Here is a 21229-nt window from a genome sequence, read left to right as displayed (position 1 = left end):
TTTTTCATTTTTTCAAGACTTCCAAAATATAGTATAATAGAGAGAATGTAAAATAGAGTAAAGCGATGAATGAAAGGTGATGAAACATGGTTATTCAATGGTATCCAGGGCATATGGCGAAAGCTAAACGTGAAGTGTCCGAACAGTTAAAGAAAGTGGATGTGGTCTTTGAATTAGTAGACGCACGTATTCCTTACAGTTCAAGAAACCCGATGATTGATGAAGTGATTCAAAATAAACCACGTGTGGTTATTTTAAATAAAAAAGATATGGCGAATTTAAATGAAACAGCCAAATGGGAAGACTATTTCAGAAGTAAAGGTTATTTCCCAGTATCAGTAGATGCGAAGCATGGTAAAGGCTTGAAATCAGTAGAACAAGCGGCTGTACAAGCGACAAAAGAAAAGTTCGAACGTGATAAAGCGAAAGGGTTAAAACCACGTGCAATCCGTGCCATGATTGTAGGTATTCCAAATGTAGGGAAATCTACGTTAATTAATAAACTTGCAAATAAAGCTATTGCGAAAACAGGTAATACACCAGGTGTAACGAAACAACAACAATGGATTAAAGTAGGTAAATCACTGCAATTATTAGATACACCAGGGATTTTATGGCCGAAGTTCGAAGATCAAATAGTTGGTAAGAAATTAAGTTTAACAGGTGCGATTAAAGACAGTATCGTACACTTAGATGACGTAGCCATTTTTGGTTTAGAGTTCTATAAAGCACACGCGCTTGAAGCATTACAAAAACATTATAATGTTGATTTAGATGCAGAAGCTGAAAATATTGAATGGTTTGATGCGATTGGACGTCGACGTGGTCTATTACAACGCGGCAATGAAGTGGATTATGAATCAGTCATTGAATTAATTATTAATGATATTAGAAATGCGAAACTTGGTACACAAAGTTTTGATATTTATAAAGAGATGGCAGATGAAATTAAATAATGGGACAGTCAATCAAAGCAATTAAAGAAGCGTTAAAAGATGTAAAAACTTTAGCTGAACTGGAAACACTTGAATGGCATCAAGATGAAAGAAAAGGTGTACAGCAAGCTTTATTAAGTCGTAAAAGACAATTAGAAAAGGAAGCGGCACTTGTTGAGCAGTACCAAGAGATGATGTTATATGAAAATGATATTTTAGCGCATGACAATAAGGCGATTATTTGCGGTATAGATGAAGTCGGCAGAGGACCTTTAGCTGGTCCAGTAGTCGCATGTGCTGTGGTATTAAATGAAGGGCATGCATATTATGGCTTAAATGATTCAAAGAAAGTTTCGGCTGCTAAACGTGCACAGTTGAAATCTGCGCTAGAAGCAGAAGCGACATATGCTTACGGAATTGCGACTCCAGAAGAAATCGATGATTTAAATATTTATCAAGCAACGCAAGTGGCGATGATACGTGCGATTGAAGCTTTATCTATCAAACCGACGCATTTATTGATTGATGCGATGGAATTACCGTTAGATATTGAACAAACTTCTATCATTAAAGGTGACGCAAAAAGTGTGTCCATAGCAGCAGCCAGTATCATGGCAAAAGAATACCGTGATGCTTATATGCGTGAACTCGCAAAACAGTATCCGGGATATGATTTTGAACATAATGTCGGTTATGGCACAAAAGCACATTTAGCAGGAATTGATAAATTAGGTGTGATTCCAGAACATCGTAAATCATTTGAACCGATTAAATCTCTTACAACAAAATTGTTTTAAAAATAAGGTTGGTGCAAATTGTAATATTTGTTTCCAACCTTGTGTAATATTCAGATTAATTTGAAAAAAGCTAGAATAGTTGCAATATCACACTTCGCGAGGATTCGAGATAAAGTCTAAAAGTTAACAAAATTGACAAAAATAGCCGCTTTCAGTTTACAATAGCGCTTACATTTTCTATAATTAACAGTGTACTTAACCTAAGAAACAGGAGGATGGAGAATGAATATCCACGAGTATCAAGGAAAACAAATCTTTCGTTCAATGGGCGTTCCAGTTCCAGAAGGACGTGTAGCATTCACTGCTGAAGAAGCAGTAGACAAAGCTAAAGAATTAGACACTGATGTTTATGTTGTAAAAGCACAAATCCACGCTGGGGGTAGAGGTAAAGCTGGCGGTGTTAAAATCGCTAAGTCATTATCTGAAGTGGAAGCTTACGCTAATGAATTATTAGGTAAAACACTTGTAACTCACCAAACAGGTCCACAAGGTAAAGAAGTTAAACGTTTATACATTGAAGAGGGCTGCGATATTCAAAAAGAATATTATGTCGGATTCGTTATCGACCGTGCAACAGATCGTGTAACGTTAATGGCATCTGAAGAAGGCGGTACTGAAATTGAAGAAGTAGCGGCTAAAACGCCAGAAAAAATCTTCAAAGAAACAATCGATCCTGTTGTTGGTTTAGCACCATACCAAGCACGTCGTATTGCATTCAACATTAATATTCCAAAAGAATCAATCAATAAAGCGGCTAAATTCTTAATCGCTTTATACAATGTATTTATCGAAAAAGATGCATCAATCGTTGAAATCAACCCATTAGTTACAACTGGTGACGGTGATGTTTTAGCGTTAGATGCGAAAATCAACTTTGACGATAACGCATTATTCAGACACAAAGACATTTTAGAATTACGTGATTTAGAAGAAGAAGATCCAAAAGAAATCGAAGCTTCTAAATATGATTTATCATACATCGCTTTAGATGGCGACATCGGCTGCATGGTTAACGGTGCAGGTTTAGCGATGGCTACAATGGATACAATCAATCATTTTGGCGGAAATCCGGCTAACTTCTTAGACGTAGGCGGCGGCGCTACGAAAGAAAAAGTTACTGAAGCATTCAAAATCATCTTAGGTGATGATCATGTTAAAGGTATCTTTGTTAATATCTTCGGCGGAATCATGCGTTGTGATGTTATCGCAGAAGGTATCGTAGCAGCAGTTAAAGAAGTCGACTTAACATTACCTTTAGTAGTTCGTCTTGAAGGTACAAATGTTGAAATCGGTAAACAAATCTTAAAAGATTCAGGTTTAGCAATTGAGCCAGCAGCAACTATGGCTGAAGGCGCTCAAAAAATTGTCAAACTTGTCAAAGAAGTCTAAGGAAAGGATGAGACACTAAGATGAGCGTATATGTAGATAAGAACACAAAAGTAATTGTACAAGGTATCACTGGGTCTACAGCCCTTTTCCATACGAAACAAATGCTTGAATATGGTACTCAAATCGTTGCTGGGGTAACTCCTGGTAAAGGTGGTCAAGTTGTTGAAGGTGTACCAGTATTCAACACTGTAGAAGAAGCGAAAAAAGAAACAGGTGCAAACGTATCAGTTATTTACGTACCAGCACCATTCGCAGCTGACGCAATTTTAGAATGTGCTGACGCTGAATTAGATTTAGCAATCTGTATTACAGAACACATTCCTGTATTAGATATGGTTAAAGTTAAACGTTATTTAGAAGATAAACACACTCGTTTAATCGGACCAAACTGCCCAGGTGTTATTTCACCAGATGATTGTAAAATCGGAATTATGCCTGGCTACATCCACAAAAAAGGCCACGTAGGTGTTGTATCTCGTTCAGGTACATTAACTTACGAAGCAGTGCATCAATTAACTGAAGAAGGCATTGGCCAAACTACAGCAGTAGGTATCGGTGGCGACCCAGTCAACGGTACAAACTTTATCGATGTATTAGATGCATTCAATAAAGACGAAGACACTAAAGCTGTCGTAATGATCGGTGAAATCGGCGGTACTGCTGAGGAAGAAGCGGCTGAATGGATTAGTAAAAATATGACAAAACCAGTTGTAGGATTCATTGGTGGTCAAACAGCACCTCCAGGAAAACGTATGGGTCACGCTGGTGCGATTATTTCTGGCGGTAAAGGTACTGCTAAAGAAAAAATCAAAACATTGAATGACAATGGTGTTAAAACGGCAGATACACCTTCTGAAATTGGTTCAACATTAATTGAAGCAGCTAAAGAAGCAGGTATCTATGAAGAGTTATTAACAGTTAAAAAAGACGCGTAATTCACTGCGTTTTATAAATCAGGCATGGATTTGTACTTAGGTACAAGTCTGTGCCTTTTTTCATGTTAAAGTTGAGTATTCACATAGTCATTGAAACATAACTTGATTTTTCATATATAATAGTAGAAACTCTGAATAAGCTTTTGTATAGAAAAGTATTGTTTCCATTATATAAAAGGTCGTATAATAACGAAAAAACCACAAGAAAGCAGGTAAACGATTGAACCTCAAAGAATTAGATTTAGAACTCCTCAGATTACGCTACGCAGGTTACTCCACAAAGCAAATATACGCACTTTTAATCAGGTATCCAGACTATTTTGGACTAAATTTACCAGAAAGAATGACAAAACTTCGACAATTTTCACAAAATACTGCCTCTAAAACTATGCTTCTGCATTATCAAACATATTGTCAGATAGAGCCTAATGATATTTATCAATCTTTGGTCTCTCGAAACATCTACTTAATTTCCATTTTTCATCCTGATTATCCTCACTTACTTAAACACATTTATGCACCTCCATTATTATTATTTTGTAAAGGCAATAGAACTTGCTTAAAAGCACCTCACTATTTAAGTGTCGTCGGTTCTAGAGAAGCGACAAAGTATACACAAAATGCATTAGAATACCTCTTTAAGAATGAAGCATTACATGAGCTCGTTATCGTTTCAGGTTTAGCTAAAGGCGGAGATGCATTTGCACATGAAGCGGCTTTACACTATAATATGGCAACGATTGGCGTTTTAGCATTTGGTCATTATCATCATTATCCTAAAGAAACGCGTGCATTACGAAAACGAATAGAACAAACAGGTTTAACCCTCTCAGAATATATCCCCACAGATAGACCTGCCAGATATAAATTTCCGGAGCGTAATCGTATCATTAGCGGTTTATCGCAAGGCGTACTGATTACTGAGTCTAGAGAAAGAAGCGGCGCACAAATCACAGTAGATTTAGCTTTAGAACAAGACAGAAATGTTTATGTGTTGCCAGGCAGCTTATTTCAAAAATTGACCATAGGAAATTTAAAACGCGCACAAGAAGGCGCGAAAATCGTTTTGAGTGCGCAAGATATTATGGAAGATTATGAAACATTAAATTGATTGAAAAAATGAAATAAAGACTTAAATGAAATGATGTCTGTTCATTTTCAGGTGAATTAAAATATTGACAAATGTAAAATAAACCGTTTATCATTTATCTTTGTAACAAGGAACATTTTATTGAAGCAGAGGGGGATCTACTTTGGCAGATAATTTAGTCATAGTTGAGTCGCCTGCAAAAGCTAAAACAATTGAAAAATATTTAGGGAAACGATATAAAGTTATCGCTTCAATGGGGCATGTCAGAGATTTGCCAAGAAGCCAAATGGGCGTTGATGTTGAAGATGATTTTGAACCCAAATATATTACGATTCGTGGTAAGGGACCAGTCGTTCAAGAGTTGAAGAGACATGCTAAAAAAGCAAAGAAAATCTTCCTAGCAAGTGACCCGGACCGTGAAGGTGAAGCAATTGCATGGCACTTAGCAAACATTTTGAAATTAGATGAACATGCGAAAAACCGAGTAGTATTTAACGAAATTACAAAAGATGCAGTTAAAGAAAGTTTTAAAACGCCGAGAAGTATTGAAATTAATTTAGTGGATGCACAACAAGCACGTCGTATTGTAGACAGATTAGTAGGTTATAACATTTCTCCGGTATTATGGAAAAAAGTTAAAAAAGGACTTTCAGCAGGACGTGTTCAATCTGTCGCATTACGTTTAGTCATTGATCGTGAAAATGAAATCCGTAACTTCAAACCAGAAGAATACTGGAAAATAGAAGGGAAATTCCGTTATAAAAAATCTACATTTACAGCGAAATTCCTTCATTATAAAAACAAACCGTATAAACTACAAAAAAATGAAGACGTTAAATTCATTACAGACCAATTAAATGGTAATGAGTTTGAAGTGACTAAAGTCACACGTAAAGAGAAGAAACGTAATCCAGCAAATCCATTTACAACGTCTACTTTACAACAAGAAGCTTCAAGAAAATTAGGCTTCAAAACAAGAAAGACTATGATGGTTGCACAACAACTTTATGAAGGTATTGACCTTAAACGTCAAGGTACAGTTGGTTTGATTACGTATATGCGTACTGACTCTACACGTATTTCTGCAGATGCGAAAGCAGAAACAAAAGATTTTATCACTGAAAAGTACGGTAAAGAATATGTATCTCATCGTAAACAAACAGGTAAGCAAGGGGATCAAGATGCACACGAAGCTATTCGTCCTACAAAGACTCTGCGTACACCTGACGAAATGAAATCATTCTTAACAAAAGACCAACACCGTTTATATAAATTGATTTGGGAACGTTTTGTCGCAAGTCAAATGGCACCTGCTGTAATTGACACAGTTGCGATGGATGTTGAACAAGGTGATATTAAGTTCCGTGCGAATGGTCAAGCTATCAAATTCAAAGGATTCATGACATTATACGTTGAATCTAAAGATGAAGAAGAAGAACAAAACAAACGCTTGCCGATTATTGATGAAGGTGAAACTGTAATCGCAACAGATATCGAACCTTCTCAACACTTCACACAACCACCTCCAAGATATACAGAGGCGCGTTTAGTTAAAACGTTAGAAGAATTGAAAATCGGTAGACCATCTACGTATGCGCCGACAATTGATACGATTCAAAAACGTAATTATGTGAAGTTAGAAAGTAAACGTTTCGTACCTACTGAATTAGGTGAAATTGTTTATGAGCAAGTCAAAGAATACTTCCCAGAAATCATCGATGTTGAATTTACAGTAAACATGGAAACATTGCTGGATAAAATCGCTGAAGGCGATGAAAACTGGCGTAATGTTGTCGGCAACTTCTACAATGGCTTCAAAGACGATGTAGAACGTGCTGAAAAAGAAATGGAAAAAATTGAAATCAAAGATGAGCCTGCTGGTGAAGATTGTGAAAAATGCGGTTCGCCAATGGTGATTAAAATGGGGCGTTACGGCAAGTTTATGGCTTGTTCAAACTTCCCAGATTGCAGAAACACGAAAGCCATCGTTAAAGAAATCGGCGTGAAATGTCCGAAATGTAAAGATGGCGAAGTGGTAGAACGTAAATCGAAGAAAGGCAGAATCTTCTACGGCTGTTCAAACTATCCAGAATGTGACTTTATCTCATGGGATAAACCAGTCGGCAGAGATTGTCCGAAATGTGATCATCATTTAGTTGTTCGTAAAAAAGGACGTTCTAGTCAAGTCGTATGTTCGAACTGTGATTATAAAGAAGAAGTACAAAAGTAAAGTAAGAGCTGAGAGGTTGGACACAAAAAGCACAACGCTGCTTGCGTCTCGCCTCTTTTCATCTGAATGAGGAGGATTTATTTATGACAGAGACAGTTAACGTGGTCGGTGCAGGTTTAGCTGGTTCAGAAGCTGCATACCAGCTTGCGCAACGAGGTATCAAAGTTAATTTGATTGAAATGCGTCCAGTAAAACAAACACCAGCCCACCATACAGATAAATTCGCGGAATTAGTTTGTTCGAACTCATTACGCGGCAACTCACTGACAAATGCGGTAGGTGTGTTAAAAGAAGAAATGCGTCGCTTAGATTCATTGATTATTAGAGCGGCTGATAATGCACGTGTGCCAGCTGGCGGTGCGTTAGCAGTAGATAGACATGACTTTGCGGGTTATATTACTGATACTTTGAAATCACATCCGAATATTACAGTTATCAATGAAGAAATTGAGAAAATCCCTGAAGGTTATACAATTATTGCGACAGGTCCATTAACGACAGAAGGGCTTGCGAAAGAAATTGTGGACATTACAGGTGAAGATCAACTTTACTTCTATGATGCGGCAGCACCGATTATCGAAAAAGATACGATTGATATGGATAAAGTCTACCTGAAGTCACGTTATGATAAAGGTGAAGCGGCTTACTTAAACTGCCCGATGACAGAAGAAGAGTTCGACCGTTTTTATGATGCGGTGTTGGAAGCGGAAGTTGCGCCGGTAAATGAATTTGAAAAAGAAAAATATTTCGAAGGCTGTATGCCATTTGAAGTAATGGCTGAGCGCGGACGTAAAACATTACTATTTGGGCCAATGAAACCTGTAGGATTAGAAGACCCTAAAACAGGTAAGCGTCCATTTGCGGTGGTTCAATTACGTCAAGATGACGCAGCAGGCACACTTTATAATATTGTCGGATTCCAGACACATTTAAAATGGGGTGCACAAAAAGAAGTTATCCGTTTAATCCCTGGTTTGGAAAATGTTGATATTGTACGTTATGGCGTTATGCACCGTAATACATTTATCAACTCACCGGATGTCTTAAGTGAAACATATCAACTTAAAGGACATGATCAAGTTTACTTTGCAGGTCAAATGACTGGTGTAGAAGGTTATGTGGAAAGTGCTGCCAGCGGTTTAGTGGCTGGTATCAATGTGGCGCATAAACTACAAGGCAAAGCAGAAGTGATTTTCCCGCGTGAAACAATGATCGGCAGTATGGCATATTATATTTCACATGCGAAGAACAATAAGAACTTCCAACCGATGAATGCAAACTTCGGTTTAGTGCCGTCACTTGAGAAAAGAATTAAAGATAAAAAAGAACGTTATGAGCAACAAGCGAACCGTGCTTTAACGTACTTAGAAAACTTTAAGCAAACATTGTGATAAATTATGAATATTTTGATAAAATAGATTTGTGTTTAGAAAACGTTTGCGGTTTCGAGACTTAAATCACTGCAGCTCCCTCTGTCTATATGCTACAATGCAAATGATGGAGGGGTTTTTATTGAATAAAATCCAAGATTCTTTTTTATACATGTTAAAGGTAGAACGCTTTTTTTCTAAACATACTTTGAAATCATATCACGACGATTTGATGCAGTTTAATTCTTTTTTAGAACAGGAGCATTTACAATTAAAATCTTTTGAATATAAGGATGCAAGAAATTATTTATCTTATTTATATTCAAAAGGCTTGAAAAGAACAACAGTTTCTCGTAAAATTTCAACGTTACGGTCTTTTTATGAATACTGGATGACGCAAGATGACACAGTAGTAAATCCTTTTGTTCAACTTGTGCATCCAAAGAAAGAGCAATATTTGCCTCATTTTTTCTATGAAGAAGAAATGAGTGCGTTATTTGAAACAGTTGAAGAAGATGAACATAAAGGCATGCGTGATCGTGTCATTTTAGAATTATTATATGGTACGGGCATTCGTGTTTCAGAATTAGTGAACATTAAGTTAGAGGATTTAGATTTAAATTCACCAGGTGTGAAAGTGCTTGGGAAAGGTAATAAAGAACGCTTTATTCCTTTTGGAAATATGTGCAGAGAGAGTATTGAACGTTATCTTTCAGAATTTCCTCCGCTCAAAAAAGCGTCTCATGATTATTTGCTTGTAAATATGAATGGGCGACCGATTACTGAACGGGGCGTTCGTTATGTGTTGAATGATATTGTGAAACGCACATCGGGCGTGACGGATATTCACCCGCATAAATTGAGACATACTTTTGCGACACATATGTTGAATGAAGGTGCGGATTTAAGAACAGTGCAATCTTTGCTTGGTCATGTCAATCTTTCAACGACAGGGCGATATACGCATGTTTCCAACCAACAATTGCGCAAAGTCTATTTAAATGCACATCCTCGAGCTAAAAAGGAGAAATAGGAATGAATAATTCAATTCATGCGACAACAATCTTTGCGGTCAGACAAAATGGTCATGCTGCAATGGCAGGCGACGGTCAAGTGACATTAGGACAACAAGTCATCATGAAACAAACAGCAAGAAAAGTTCGTAGACTGTATGATGGCAAAGTCTTAGCTGGCTTCGCTGGTAGTGTGGCAGATGCCTTTACACTTTTCGAAAAATTCGAAACTAAGTTGCAAGAATTCAGCGGTAATTTAGAACGTGCTGCAGTTGAACTTGCACAAGAGTGGAGAGGCGATAAACAGCTGAGACAACTTGAAGCAATGCTGATTGTGATGGACAAAAACGCAATATTAGTCGTCAGCGGTACAGGTGAAGTAATCGCACCTGATGATGATTTAATTGCGATTGGTTCAGGCGGCAATTATGCTTTAAGTGCTGGACGTGCTTTAAAACGTCATACAGACATGTCAGCAAAAGATATGGCTTATGCAAGTTTGAAAGTCGCTTCAGAAATTTGTGTTTTCACAAATGACAACATTATTGTCGAAGAATTATAAGTACAACGAAAATTAAGACAACATTATTTTTCCAAAACATTGGAAGAGGTAAATTATATATTGGAGGTTGATCAACGAATGGATGCTAGCGCAATCAAACTTACCCCAAGAGACATTGTATCGCGTTTGAATGAATACATTGTCGGTCAAGATGACGCTAAGAAGAAAGTAGCCATTGCTTTGAGAAACAGATATCGCCGAAGTCAGTTGGACGAAGAATTAAAACAAGAAATCGTTCCGAAAAACATTTTGATGATTGGTCCAACTGGTGTGGGTAAAACTGAAATCGCAAGAAGAATGGCCAAAATCGTCGGCGCACCATTTATTAAAGTTGAAGCAACTAAGTTCACAGAGGTAGGCTATGTTGGACGTGATGTTGAAAGCATGGTACGTGACTTGGTTGATGTTGCTGTCAGACTTGTTAAAGAAGCTAGAAAAGAACAAGTTAAAGACGAAGCGATTAAAAAAGCGAATGAAAAATTGGTTAAATTGCTCGTACCGAGTATGAAGAAAAAAGCGAACCAAAATGCAGGTAATCCTTTTGAATCATTATTCGGCGGAATGATGCCGAACTTTGGCAACCAAGATGAGGAAGATGAAGAACCGCCAACAGAAGACGTTAAAACAAAACGTTCTGAAATTCGCCGTCAATTATTAAATGGTGAATTAGAAGAAGAAAAAGTTCGTATCAAAGTTGAACAAGACCCAGGTGCAATGGGAATGTTAGGTACAAACCAAAACCAACAAGTTCAAGACATGATGAATCAATTGATGCCTAAGAAAAAAGTGGAGCGTGAAGTTCCAGTGAAAACTGCACGTAAAATTCTAGCTGATGATTATGCAGATGAATTAATCGATCATGAAACAGCAAACCAAGAAGCGCTAGAATTAGCAGAACAAATGGGCATTATCTTTATCGATGAAATTGATAAAGTAGCCAGCAATAATCATGCAGGCGGCCAAGACGTATCAAGACAAGGTGTACAACGTGACATCTTACCGATTGTCGAAGGCAGTGTCGTTCAAACGAAATATGGTAGTGTCAACACTGAACACATGCTCTTTATCGGAGCAGGTGCTTTCCATGTGTCAAAACCAAGTGATTTGATTCCTGAATTACAAGGACGTTTCCCAATTCGTGTTGAACTTGAAAGTTTATCAGTTGAAGATTTCGTGAATATTCTTAAAGAACCAAAACTTTCACTGATTAAACAATACGAAGCATTATTACAAACAGAAGAAGTAACGGTTAACTTCACAGACGAAGCGATTACGCGCTTAGCTGAAATTGCTTTCCAAGTTAACCAAGACACTGATAATATCGGTGCACGTCGACTTCATACGATTTTAGAAAAAATGCTGGAGGATCTTTCATACGAAGCACCTGGAATGCCGAATGCGGTGGTAGAGATAACAGCACAATATGTTGACGATAAATTGAAATCTATTTCTACAAACAAAGATTTAAGTGCATTTATCTTATAAACTTATAATTACAAATACAAAAGGAGAAGAAAAATGAGTTTACTTTCAAAAACAAGAGAATTGAATACACTGTTGCAAAAACATAAAGGAATTGCTGTAGATTTTAAAGACGTAGCGCGTAAAATTAGTGAGGTAACTGTAACTAATGTATTTATCGTTTCACGCAGAGGTAAAATCTTAGGAGCAAGCTTAAATGAATTGTTGAAAAACAGTCGAATCAATCAAATGTTGGAAGACCGCCATATTCCAAGTGAATATACTGAAAAATTAATGGACGTTAAACAAACAGAATCAAACATTGATATCGATGATGATTTATCTGTATTCCCTCCAGAAAACAGAGATGCGTTCATTGATAGTAAAACAACAATCTTCCCAGTATTAGGTGGTGGAGAACGTTTAGGTACTTTAGTACTTGGCCGTGTATCTGATGAGTTTAATGAAAACGACTTAGTACTAGGTGAATATGCAGCAACAGTATTAGGTATGGAAATCTTACGTGAAAAACACAGTGAAGTAGAACAAGAAGCACGTGATAAAGCAGCAATCAACATGGCGATCAATTCTTTATCATACTCAGAAAGAGAAGCAATCGAGCATATCTTTGAAGAATTAGGCGGTAAAGAAGGATTATTAATCGCATCTAAAGTTGCTGACCGTGTCGGCATCACGCGTTCAGTTATCGTAAATGCATTACGTAAACTTGAAAGTGCTGGTGTTATCGAGTCACGTTCACTTGGTATGAAAGGTACTTTCATCAAAGTTAAAAAAGAACAATTCTTAGACGAATTAGAAAAAACAAAATAAGACGATAGAACGCTGACAACTTAAATTTTAAATATTGCTTTATTGACGGCAGTATGTTATATTTAATGACGGCTATAAAGCCGATAACACACATAAAGAGCTGAAATGTAATTGGTGCGATGTTATTGCGTCGTTATTACATGAGCTATTTATGGAGGAAAATAACCAAATTGGAGGATTTTAATCATGGCAGTAATTTCAATGAAACAATTGCTAGAAGCAGGTGTTCACTTCGGTCACCAAACACGCCGTTGGAACCCAAAAATGAAAAAATACATTTTCACTGAAAGAAATGGTATCTATATCATCGACTTACAAAAAACAGTGAAAAAAGTTGACGAAGCTTACAACTTCCTTAAACAAGTATCAGAAGATGGCGGTAAAGTCTTATTCGTAGGTACTAAAAAACAAGCTCAAGAATCAATCAAAAATGAAGCTGAGCGCGCTGGTCAATTCTACGTTAACCAAAGATGGTTAGGCGGAATCTTGACTAACTACAAAACAATCTCTAAACGAGTAAAACGTATTTCTGAAATTGAAAAAATGGAAGAAGACGGCTTATTCGAAGTATTACCTAAAAAAGAAGTAGTTGAAATCAAAAAAGAATACGACCGTTTAATCAAATTCTTAGGTGGTATTCGTGATATGAAATCAATGCCTCAAGCATTATTCGTAGTTGACCCTCGTAAAGAGCGCAACGCGATTGCTGAAGCACGTAAATTACACATCCCAATCGTAGGTATCGTTGATACTAACTGCGATCCAGATGAAATTGATTACGTAATTCCAGCAAACGATGATGCTATCCGTGCCGTTAAATTATTAACAGGCAAAATGGCTGATGCGATCTTAGAAGGACAACAAGGTGTTTCTAATGAAGAAGTAGCTGCTGAGCAAAACATCGACTTAAAAGAAGAAGATAAAGGCGAAGCAAAAGAAACTGAAGAAACTTCTGTTGAATCAAACTAAGAATAATTCAAAATGGGTGATAAGATATTGAGGCTTATCACCTTTTTTTAAAAATAATATGAATAAAAAGTAAAGCTTTTATTGAGTATGCGATGCATACTTGATAAGCGTATAAAAAATAAAGAATAATCAGAGTTTACGCGTTTAACGCGAGACAAATAGAGTTATAATTAGAGAGAGAACTGATATACTATATTTGACTGATTATATTATGTTATATAAATGGAGGAAAATTGAATGGCACAAATTACAGCTAAATTAGTTAAAGAATTGCGCGAAAGAACTGGCGCAGGTATGATGGATTGTAAAAAAGCATTAGTAGAAACTGATGGCGATATCGAAAAAGCAATCGACTACCTACGTGAAAAAGGTATTGCGAAAGCTGCTAAAAAAGCAGATCGTATTGCTGCTGAAGGTATGACTTATGTTGGAGTTAACGGTAACGATGCTGTAATCGTTGAAATCAACTCTGAAACTGACTTCGTAGCACGTAACGAAGGCTTCCAAGAGCTAGTTAAAGAAATCGCTAACCAAATTCTTGAAACTAAACCAGAATCAGTTGACGCATTGTTAGAAACTAAATTATCAACAGGTGACACTGTTAGCGAACGTATCAACAAAGCAATCTCAACAATCGGTGAAAAATTAAGCTTACGTCGTTTCGCAGTTAGAACTAAAGGCGACAACGATGCATTCGGTGCATACGAACATATGGGCGGCCGTATCAGTGTATTAACAGTAGTTGAAGGTACAACTGACGAAGAAGCTGCTAAAGATGTTGCAATGCATATTGCTGCTATCAATCCTAAATATGTTTCTTCTGACCAAGTAAGCCAAGAAGAACTTGCACACGAAAAAGAAGTATTAAAACAACAAGCATTAAATGAAGGTAAACCAGAAAAAATCGTTGAAAAAATGGTTGAAGGCCGTTTACGCAAATATTTACAAGAAATTTGCGCAGTTGACCAAGACTTCGTTAAAAACCCTGATGTTACTGTTGAAGAATTCCTTAAATCAAAAGGCGGTAAATTAACTGACTTTGTACGCTATGAAGTAGGCGAAGGATTAGAAAAACGTGACGAAAACTTTGCTGACGAAGTTAAAGGACAAATGAAATAATAATCTATTAAAATGTTGAACAAGAAAGAAGACACCCTTGTATATCTATATAAATGCACACATTTGTATCGGACGTACCTCAATGTGTCTTCTTTACTTGTATCACATACATATTTTTACTATAGAGAGGATAAGAAAATGGCTGAAACTTCTAAATACAATCGCGTTGTCTTGAAATTGAGCGGAGAAGCACTTGCAGGAGAAAAAGGATTCGGAATTAATCCAATCATCATTAAAAGTGTTGCAAAACAAATTGCAGAAGTCGTAGAATTGGACTGTGAAATCGCAGTTATCGTTGGAGGCGGCAACATCTGGAGAGGTAAAACTGGCAGTGATTTAGGTATGGATCGCGGGACAGCTGACTACATGGGTATGTTAGCAACAGTTATGAATGCATTAGCACTCCAAGACAGTTTAGAACAACTTGACTGTGATACACGTGTTTTAACATCAATCGAAATGAAACAGGTCGCTGAACCTTATATTAGACGTCGTGCAATCAGACACCTAGAGAAAAAACGTGTTGTAATTTTTGCTGCGGGTATTGGCAACCCTTACTTCTCAACAGATACAACAGCTGCATTACGCGCAGCTGAAGTAGAAGCTGATGTAATTTTAATGGGTAAAAATAATGTTGACGGTGTTTACTCAGCTGATCCAAAAGTTGATAAAGACGCAGTTAAATATGAGCATTTGACATACATTCAAATGTTACAAGAGGGTCTTCAAGTCATGGACTCAACTGCCGCTTCATTCTGTATGGACAACAACATTCCGTTGAATGTGTTCTCTATTTCAGAAGAGGGTAATATTAAGCGTGCGGTATTAGGCGAAGAAATCGGAACAACTATAACTAAATAATTTTATAAATTTGAGGTGTAAGAAAGATGAGTGACATTTTAAGCGAAACGAAATCAAGAATGAAAAAATCTATCGAGAGTTTATCACGCGAATTTGCGACAGTTAACGCAGGTCGTGCAAACTCTAACTTATTAGCTAGTGTAAATGTTGATTACTATGGTGCACCAACACCTGTACAACAATTAGCAAGCATCAACGTACCTGAACCACGTTTATTAGTAGTATCACCTTATGACAAATCATCAATCTCTGAAATTGAGCGTGCAATCAACGCAGCAAACTTAGGTGTTAACCCTACAAGTGATGGTGAAGTGATTCGTATTACAGTACCTGCTTTAACTGAAGAACGTCGTAAAGAATTAGTAAAAGACGTTAAGAAAATGGCTGAAAATGCGAAAGTATCTGTACGTAATATTCGTCGTGACAGCAATGATGAATTGAAAAAAGACGAAAAAAATGGGGATATCTCAGAAGATGAATTACGTTCAGCAACAGAACAAGTTCAAAAAATCACTGATGATTCTATTAAAGAAATTGAAAAAGTATTAGATGAAAAAGAAAAAGACATTATGGCTGTCTAATCATCTAAACAGATTTAAGCAAGACAGTGTTTAAATCACTTATTAAAACTGTACCAACTCAGACTTTGGTACAGTTTTTTAATTGTTCTATTCATTGCGTTTAACGAGTGTGATAAAATGATAGATAATTGCATGAATAATCTATTATAATGTAACAGAGATAGATTGAGCTCGGAGGATAGACCATGTTTAAAAAGCTAAGAAATAAGAATCGTTCTGAAACTGAAACGAACCATTCAGAATTAGATTTACATAACATACCCGAACATATAGCGATTATCATGGATGGTAATGGCCGTTGGGCGAAGAAACGTAAAATGCCAAGAATCAAAGGGCATTATGAGGGAATGCAAACCATTAAGAAAATCACAAGAGCAGCAAATGATATTGGTGTAAAGTATTTAACGCTCTACGCCTTTTCAACTGAAAATTGGTCCCGTCCTGAACAAGAGGTAAATTATATTATGAATTTACCAGTGAATTTCCTTAAGACTTTTTTACCTGAATTAATTGAAAAAGATGTCAAAGTTGAAACTATCGGATTTACAGATGATCTGCCGGCATCAACGTTAAAAGCAATTAATCACGCGAAAGAAAAGACAGCACATAATCAAGGACTTAAATTGATTTTTGCGATTAATTACGGTGGAAGAGCAGAAATCGTAGACAGTGTTCGTCGAATGTTTGATGATATGCAGAAACAAGGATATAATAGCGAGGATATCACTGAAAGTATGATGAATCAGTATTTAATGACAAGTCAGTATCCTGATCCTGAATTATTGATTCGCACATCTGGGGAACAACGTATCAGCAATTTCTTAATATGGCAGATTTCATATAGTGAATTTATATTTGACCAGAAATTGTGGCCTGATTTTGATGAACAAGAATTGTATGATTGTATTAAGATATATCAAAAAAGACAACGTCGCTTCGGCGGGCTATTATAATTTAAGGTAGGAATTTAATATGAGAGTAAGAACGGTCACGGCTATTATTGCCTTAATCATCTTTTTACCGATATTAATTATCGGTGGTCAAGTACTGATGTACTTTTCATTTTTACTAGCGTTTATCGCTTTAAAAGAATTACTAAATATGAATAAAATCCGTTTTATTTCTATACCAGGGATTATCAGTGCACTTGGGCTCGTCATTATTATGTTGCCGCAAGATTTAGGTTCATTAGTCCCTGCTATACAGTTGAAGGGACTTGTAATCATGAGTTTCGTGGTACTAAGTTATACGGTTATGTCTAAAAACCGCTTCAGCTTCATCGACGCAGCCTTCTGCTTAATGTCTGTTGCATATGTCGGCATCGGCTTCATGTACTTATATGAAACACGTGAAGCAGGTCTTGCCTTCATTTTATATGCTTTCTTAGTCGTATGGACAACAGATACAGGAGCTTACTTATTTGGACGCAGTATCGGTAAACATAAATTATGGCCGGTTATCAGTCCGAATAAAACGATTGAAGGTTTTATCGGCGGCGTGCTATGCAGCTTGTTGGTACCGATCATTATGCAGATGTTTATTGAATTCCCAGTCAACATTTTCGTTATGATGGTTGTAACGGTTGTATTAAGTATGTTCGGACAACTTGGCGACTTAGTTGAATCAGGATTCAAACGTCACTTTGGTGTGAAAGACTCAGGTAAAATATTACCAGGACATGGTGGTATTCTCGATCGCTTCGACAGCTTTATGTTCGTATTACCGCTATTAAATATTTTACTTTTACAAAACTAAAAATGTGAGGCATGCGGTTATGCAAACAAAGAAACAGCGTTTGCTTAAGGCATGCCTCATTTTTGTAACATCGTATATTTGTTGTATGTTCGCATGATTTTCATTAAAATGATTTTATAAAATGTTACCGTCACATGTATCTTGTTTAAGCAAGTTTTACATATTTGATGGACCAATTAATTAAATAGGAGTGGCCCAATTTTGCTAATAACTATACTATCTTTTATTATCGTATTCGGCGTATTAGTCTTCGTGCATGAGTTCGGTCACATGTTCTTCGCGAAGCGTGCAGGGATTATGTGTCCTGAATTTGCGATAGGCATGGGACCGAAAATATTCAGTTTCAGAAAGAATGAAACGTTATATACTATCCGTTTATTACCCGTCGGCGGTTATGTCCGTATGGCAGGGGACGGTTTAGAAGAGCTGCCTGTAGAACCAGGTATGTCAGTTAAGATTAAATTAAATGATCAAGATGAAATTACGCATATCTTGTTAGATGATCAACATAAATTCCAACAAGCAGAAGTCATTGAAGTGAAGAAAATTGACTTCAAAGATGAAATGTATTTAGAAGGTATTACATCTTATGATGACGAACGCCATCGTTTTTATATTGCGAAAGAAGCATATTTTGTAGAAAATGGTTCGTTAATCCAAATTGCACCGCGTAATCGTCAATTGGTACACAAAACACCATGGCAAAAATTCTTAACATTGTTTGCGGGACCATTATTCAACTTCTTGCTTGCGATTGTGATTTTTCTCGGATTAGCGTATTACCAAGGCACACCGAATAATGTGGTGAAACAAGTCGCGGATAATACACCAGCACAAGAAATCGGTTTGAAGCCTGGTGATAAAATTGAACAAATCGGTGATAAAAAAATTGAGAACTTTAAAGATATCACAAAAGCTTTAGAAGATAATAAAGGTCAAAAAGTTTCAATTCAATATGAGCGTGACGGTCACCAAAAATCAGCTGAATTCAAACCTAAAAAAGTCGTTGAGAAGTTAACCAAACTGACATCTCAAACACGCTATATCTTAGGTTTCCAACCTGATAAAGACCATAGCTCTCTGATTGCGCCGCTTACAACAGGTGTAGAGCAATTCTTCAAAGCAGGAACGATTATTTTCACAGCAATTGTGTCTATGATAGGGAGTATCTTTACAGGTGGATTTTCATTCGACATGTTGAATGGACCTGTCGGTATTTACCATAATGTTGATACTGTGGTGAAAACTGGTATCATTAACTTGATAGCATGGACAGCTATGTTAAGTGTGAACTTAGGTTTAATGAACCTATTACCAATTCCAGCATTAGACGGCGGAAGAATTCTGTTCGTTATTTATGAAGCGATTTTCAGAAAGCCCGTCAACAAAAAAGCGGAAGCCTACATTATTGGTGCAGGTGCTATATTTGTAGTAATTATTATGATATTAGTGACATGGAATGACATACAACGTTATTTCTTATAGGAAATGGAGGAGCTCAGTTTTATGAGACAGTCAAAAGTATTTATACCAACGTTAAGAGAGGTGCCAGCGGAAGCTGAAGCCTTAAGTCATCGATTACTGTTAAAAGCAGGATTGATTAAACAAAGTACAAGTGGAATTTATAGTTATTTACCGCTTGCGACACGTGTATTAAATAATATTACATCAATTATCAGAGAAGAAATGGAGAAAATTGATGCGGTAGAAATCTTAATGCCGGCATTACAGCCTTCAGAATTATGGGAAGAGTCAGGACGTTGGGAAGCTTATGGCAGTGAATTAATGCGTCTGACTGATCGTAATGGTCGTCAATTCGCGTTAGGACCAACACATGAAGAAGTCGTCACATCATTAGTACGTGATGAATTGAAATCTTATAAGCAATTACCTTTAACACTATTCCAAATTCAATCTAAATTCAGAGATGAAAAGCGTCCACGTTTCGGTTTATTACGCGGTCGTGAATTCATTATGAAAGATGCGTATTCATTCCATGCGGATGAAGCGTCATTAGATGAGACATACAATGATATGTATGATGCATATGGCCGTATCTTTAAGCGTGCGGGTATTAACGCACGTCCAGTTGTCGCAGATTCAGGCGCAATCGGCGGCAGCCATACTCATGAATTTATGGCGTTAAGTGAAATCGGTGAAGATACAATTGTTTACAGTGAAAACAGCGACTATGCAGCTAATATTGAAAAAGCAGAAGTTGTGTATGAGCCAAAAGCACACGATGAAGCTTTACTGGAATTAGAAAAAGTTGAAACACCAAATGCGCATACAGCACAAGAAGTGGCAGATTTCTTAAATCGCCCACTAGATCAAATTACGAAATCAATGGTATTCAAAGTGGATGGCGAATTTGTGATTGTCTTAGTGCGTGGCCATCATGAAGTGAATGACGTAAAATTAAAAGCTTACTTCGGTACAGACAATATTGAACTTGCGAGCCAGGATGAAATTATCAACTTAGTGGGTGCAAACCCAGGTTCAATCGGACCTATTCAAGAAAAAGGCATCAAAGTATATGCGGATAATTTCGTACAAGAAATTCCTAATATTGTCGTTGGTGCAAATGAAGATGGTTACCATTATGTGAATGCGAATCCAGAACGTGACTTTAACGTAGAAGCGTTCGGAGACTTCCGCTTCATCTTAGAAGGTGAACCGCTCAGCGATGGTTCAGGCGAAGCTAAATTCGCTGAAGGTATCGAAGTTGGACAAGTCTTCAAACTCGGCACAAAATACTCTGAATCTATGAATGCGACATTCTTAGATAACCAAGGTAAAGCACAACCATTAATCATGGGTTGCTATGGTATCGGGGTTTCAAGAACATTAAGTGCGATTGTAGAACAAAACAATGATGACAATGGTATTATCTGGCCTAAATCAGTGACACCATTTGAAGTACACTTAATTACGATTAATCCTAAGAAAGATGATCAAAGAGAACTTGGTGATGAGTTATACCAAGCACTTCAAGCGTCATTTGAAGTCTTATACGATGATCGTAAAGAACGTGCAGGTGTTAAATTCAACGATGCTGACTTAATCGGTTTACCAGTACGTGTTGTAGTTGGTAAACGTGCGGCAGAAGGTATTGTTGAAGTAAAACGTCGTGACAATGGAGAAAGCGAAGAAGTTGCGGCAGCAGATTTAGTGAATTACGTGAAAGATTTATACGAACAGATTTAATTTTATAAATCAACAAGCCGAAGTGCTCTGACTGCACTTCGGCTTTTTACATAGCGAAAAATTCAGTTTGCTCATTTTAAGTATTACTGGAAATTTGGTATAATATTTTAGAACTTCAGAACAG

At 36.9% G+C, this 21229-nt stretch carries 19 protein-coding genes; all 19 read left to right on the top strand.

The window, feature by feature from the left end; all coding sequences use genetic code 11:
• Nucleotides 1-86 precede the first annotated feature (86 nt).
• The 19 genes from ylqF to MUA87_RS07825 all read left to right on the top strand — a co-directional run bounded on the left by ylqF (nt 87) and on the right by MUA87_RS07825 (nt 21105).
• Entirely contained in the window at nt 87-956 is an 870-nt protein-coding gene (ylqF, locus tag MUA87_RS07915; protein ID WP_023015701.1) for a ribosome biogenesis GTPase YlqF, read from the top strand.
• Complete coding sequence (locus MUA87_RS07910) at nt 956-1732, top strand: ribonuclease HII (protein ID WP_156666891.1); 777 nt, start codon at nt 956-958, stop codon at nt 1730-1732. The genes ylqF and MUA87_RS07910 overlap by 1 nt, the downstream gene beginning before the upstream one ends.
• Before the next feature lie 222 nt (nt 1733-1954).
• Nucleotides 1955-3121, top strand: coding sequence for an ADP-forming succinate--CoA ligase subunit beta (gene sucC, locus MUA87_RS07905; protein WP_002480685.1), 1167 nt, complete (start codon nt 1955-1957; stop codon nt 3119-3121).
• Nucleotides 3122-3141: 20 nt separating this feature from the next.
• On the top strand, nt 3142-4056 hold the full coding sequence (sucD, locus tag MUA87_RS07900; RefSeq protein ID WP_023015699.1) for a succinate--CoA ligase subunit alpha: 915 nt from the start codon (nt 3142-3144) through the stop codon (nt 4054-4056).
• A gap of 220 nt (nt 4057-4276) precedes the next feature.
• A complete protein-coding gene (dprA, locus tag MUA87_RS07895) occupies nt 4277-5167 on the top strand; it encodes a DNA-processing protein DprA (protein ID WP_156666892.1) in 891 nt (296 codons plus the stop codon).
• A 142-nt stretch (nt 5168-5309) separates the two neighbouring features.
• Nucleotides 5310-7376 carry a type I DNA topoisomerase gene (gene topA, locus MUA87_RS07890; protein ID WP_023015697.1) on the top strand — a complete coding sequence of 689 codons (2067 nt, stop codon included), beginning with the start codon at nt 5310-5312 and terminating at the stop codon, nt 7374-7376.
• An 83-nt stretch (nt 7377-7459) separates the two neighbouring features.
• Nucleotides 7460-8767, top strand: coding sequence for an FADH(2)-oxidizing methylenetetrahydrofolate--tRNA-(uracil(54)-C(5))-methyltransferase TrmFO (trmFO, locus tag MUA87_RS07885; RefSeq protein WP_002480689.1), 1308 nt, complete (start codon nt 7460-7462; stop codon nt 8765-8767).
• A gap of 121 nt (nt 8768-8888) precedes the next feature.
• Entirely contained in the window at nt 8889-9779 is an 891-nt protein-coding gene (xerC, locus tag MUA87_RS07880; protein ID WP_002480690.1) for a tyrosine recombinase XerC, read from the top strand.
• Between the two features lie 2 nt (nt 9780-9781).
• Entirely contained in the window at nt 9782-10321 is a 540-nt protein-coding gene (gene hslV / locus MUA87_RS07875) for an ATP-dependent protease subunit HslV (RefSeq protein WP_023015696.1), read from the top strand.
• A 78-nt stretch (nt 10322-10399) separates the two neighbouring features.
• A complete protein-coding gene (gene hslU, locus MUA87_RS07870; protein ID WP_156666893.1) occupies nt 10400-11806 on the top strand; it encodes an ATP-dependent protease ATPase subunit HslU in 1407 nt (468 codons plus the stop codon).
• Nucleotides 11807-11839: 33 nt separating this feature from the next.
• On the top strand, nt 11840-12613 hold the full coding sequence (gene codY, locus MUA87_RS07865; RefSeq protein ID WP_002480693.1) for a GTP-sensing pleiotropic transcriptional regulator CodY: 774 nt from the start codon (nt 11840-11842) through the stop codon (nt 12611-12613).
• 186 nt (nt 12614-12799) lie between these two features.
• Nucleotides 12800-13582 carry a 30S ribosomal protein S2 gene (gene rpsB / locus MUA87_RS07860; RefSeq protein WP_002480694.1) on the top strand — a complete coding sequence of 261 codons (783 nt, stop codon included), beginning with the start codon at nt 12800-12802 and terminating at the stop codon, nt 13580-13582.
• A 237-nt stretch (nt 13583-13819) separates the two neighbouring features.
• Nucleotides 13820-14701, top strand: coding sequence for a translation elongation factor Ts (gene tsf, locus MUA87_RS07855; RefSeq protein WP_002480695.1), 882 nt, complete (start codon nt 13820-13822; stop codon nt 14699-14701).
• Between the two features lie 138 nt (nt 14702-14839).
• Nucleotides 14840-15562, top strand: coding sequence for a UMP kinase (gene pyrH / locus MUA87_RS07850; RefSeq protein WP_002480696.1), 723 nt, complete (start codon nt 14840-14842; stop codon nt 15560-15562).
• 26 nt (nt 15563-15588) lie between these two features.
• Nucleotides 15589-16143, top strand: a complete 555-nt coding sequence (gene frr, locus MUA87_RS07845) for a ribosome recycling factor (protein WP_023015695.1) — start codon at nt 15589-15591, stop codon at nt 16141-16143.
• A gap of 185 nt (nt 16144-16328) precedes the next feature.
• The gene (locus tag MUA87_RS07840; protein ID WP_002480698.1) at nt 16329-17096 is read left to right on the top strand and encodes an undecaprenyl pyrophosphate synthase; all 768 of its coding nucleotides are present in this window, start codon (nt 16329-16331) and stop codon (nt 17094-17096) included.
• Between the two features lie 19 nt (nt 17097-17115).
• Nucleotides 17116-17898: a phosphatidate cytidylyltransferase gene (locus MUA87_RS07835; RefSeq protein ID WP_002480699.1), complete on the top strand. Its 783-nt coding sequence runs from the start codon at nt 17116-17118 to the stop codon at nt 17896-17898.
• A 201-nt stretch (nt 17899-18099) separates the two neighbouring features.
• Nucleotides 18100-19383 carry an RIP metalloprotease RseP gene (gene rseP / locus MUA87_RS07830; protein ID WP_262550450.1) on the top strand — a complete coding sequence of 428 codons (1284 nt, stop codon included), beginning with the start codon at nt 18100-18102 and terminating at the stop codon, nt 19381-19383.
• Nucleotides 19384-19404: 21 nt separating this feature from the next.
• A complete protein-coding gene (locus MUA87_RS07825) occupies nt 19405-21105 on the top strand; it encodes a proline--tRNA ligase (protein ID WP_002480701.1) in 1701 nt (566 codons plus the stop codon).
• The last annotated feature ends 124 nt before the right edge of the window (nt 21106-21229 follow it).

This window comes from Staphylococcus simulans (assembly GCF_025561465.1).
GTDB classification, from domain to species: domain Bacteria; phylum Bacillota; class Bacilli; order Staphylococcales; family Staphylococcaceae; genus Staphylococcus; species Staphylococcus simulans.
Note: the sequence above shows the minus strand (reverse complement) of the source record. Positions and strands in the feature narration are given on the sequence as shown.

Coding starts and splice junctions, on each gene's coding strand:
- hslU (WP_156666893.1), top strand. CDS start 10,400: ATGGATGCTAGCGCAATCAAACTTACCCCAAGAGACATTGTATCGCGT.
- MUA87_RS07825 (WP_002480701.1), top strand. CDS start 19,405: ATGAGACAGTCAAAAGTATTTATACCAACGTTAAGAGAGGTGCCAGCG.
- MUA87_RS07840 (WP_002480698.1), top strand. CDS start 16,329: ATGTTTAAAAAGCTAAGAAATAAGAATCGTTCTGAAACTGAAACGAAC.
- tsf (WP_002480695.1), top strand. CDS start 13,820: ATGGCACAAATTACAGCTAAATTAGTTAAAGAATTGCGCGAAAGAACT.
- rpsB (WP_002480694.1), top strand. CDS start 12,800: ATGGCAGTAATTTCAATGAAACAATTGCTAGAAGCAGGTGTTCACTTC.
- sucC (WP_002480685.1), top strand. CDS start 1,955: ATGAATATCCACGAGTATCAAGGAAAACAAATCTTTCGTTCAATGGGC.
- MUA87_RS07910 (WP_156666891.1), top strand. CDS start 956: ATGGGACAGTCAATCAAAGCAATTAAAGAAGCGTTAAAAGATGTAAAA.
- codY (WP_002480693.1), top strand. CDS start 11,840: ATGAGTTTACTTTCAAAAACAAGAGAATTGAATACACTGTTGCAAAAA.
- hslV (WP_023015696.1), top strand. CDS start 9,782: ATGAATAATTCAATTCATGCGACAACAATCTTTGCGGTCAGACAAAAT.
- ylqF (WP_023015701.1), top strand. CDS start 87: ATGGTTATTCAATGGTATCCAGGGCATATGGCGAAAGCTAAACGTGAA.
- sucD (WP_023015699.1), top strand. CDS start 3,142: ATGAGCGTATATGTAGATAAGAACACAAAAGTAATTGTACAAGGTATC.
- MUA87_RS07835 (WP_002480699.1), top strand. CDS start 17,116: ATGAGAGTAAGAACGGTCACGGCTATTATTGCCTTAATCATCTTTTTA.
- frr (WP_023015695.1), top strand. CDS start 15,589: ATGAGTGACATTTTAAGCGAAACGAAATCAAGAATGAAAAAATCTATC.
- trmFO (WP_002480689.1), top strand. CDS start 7,460: ATGACAGAGACAGTTAACGTGGTCGGTGCAGGTTTAGCTGGTTCAGAA.
- pyrH (WP_002480696.1), top strand. CDS start 14,840: ATGGCTGAAACTTCTAAATACAATCGCGTTGTCTTGAAATTGAGCGGA.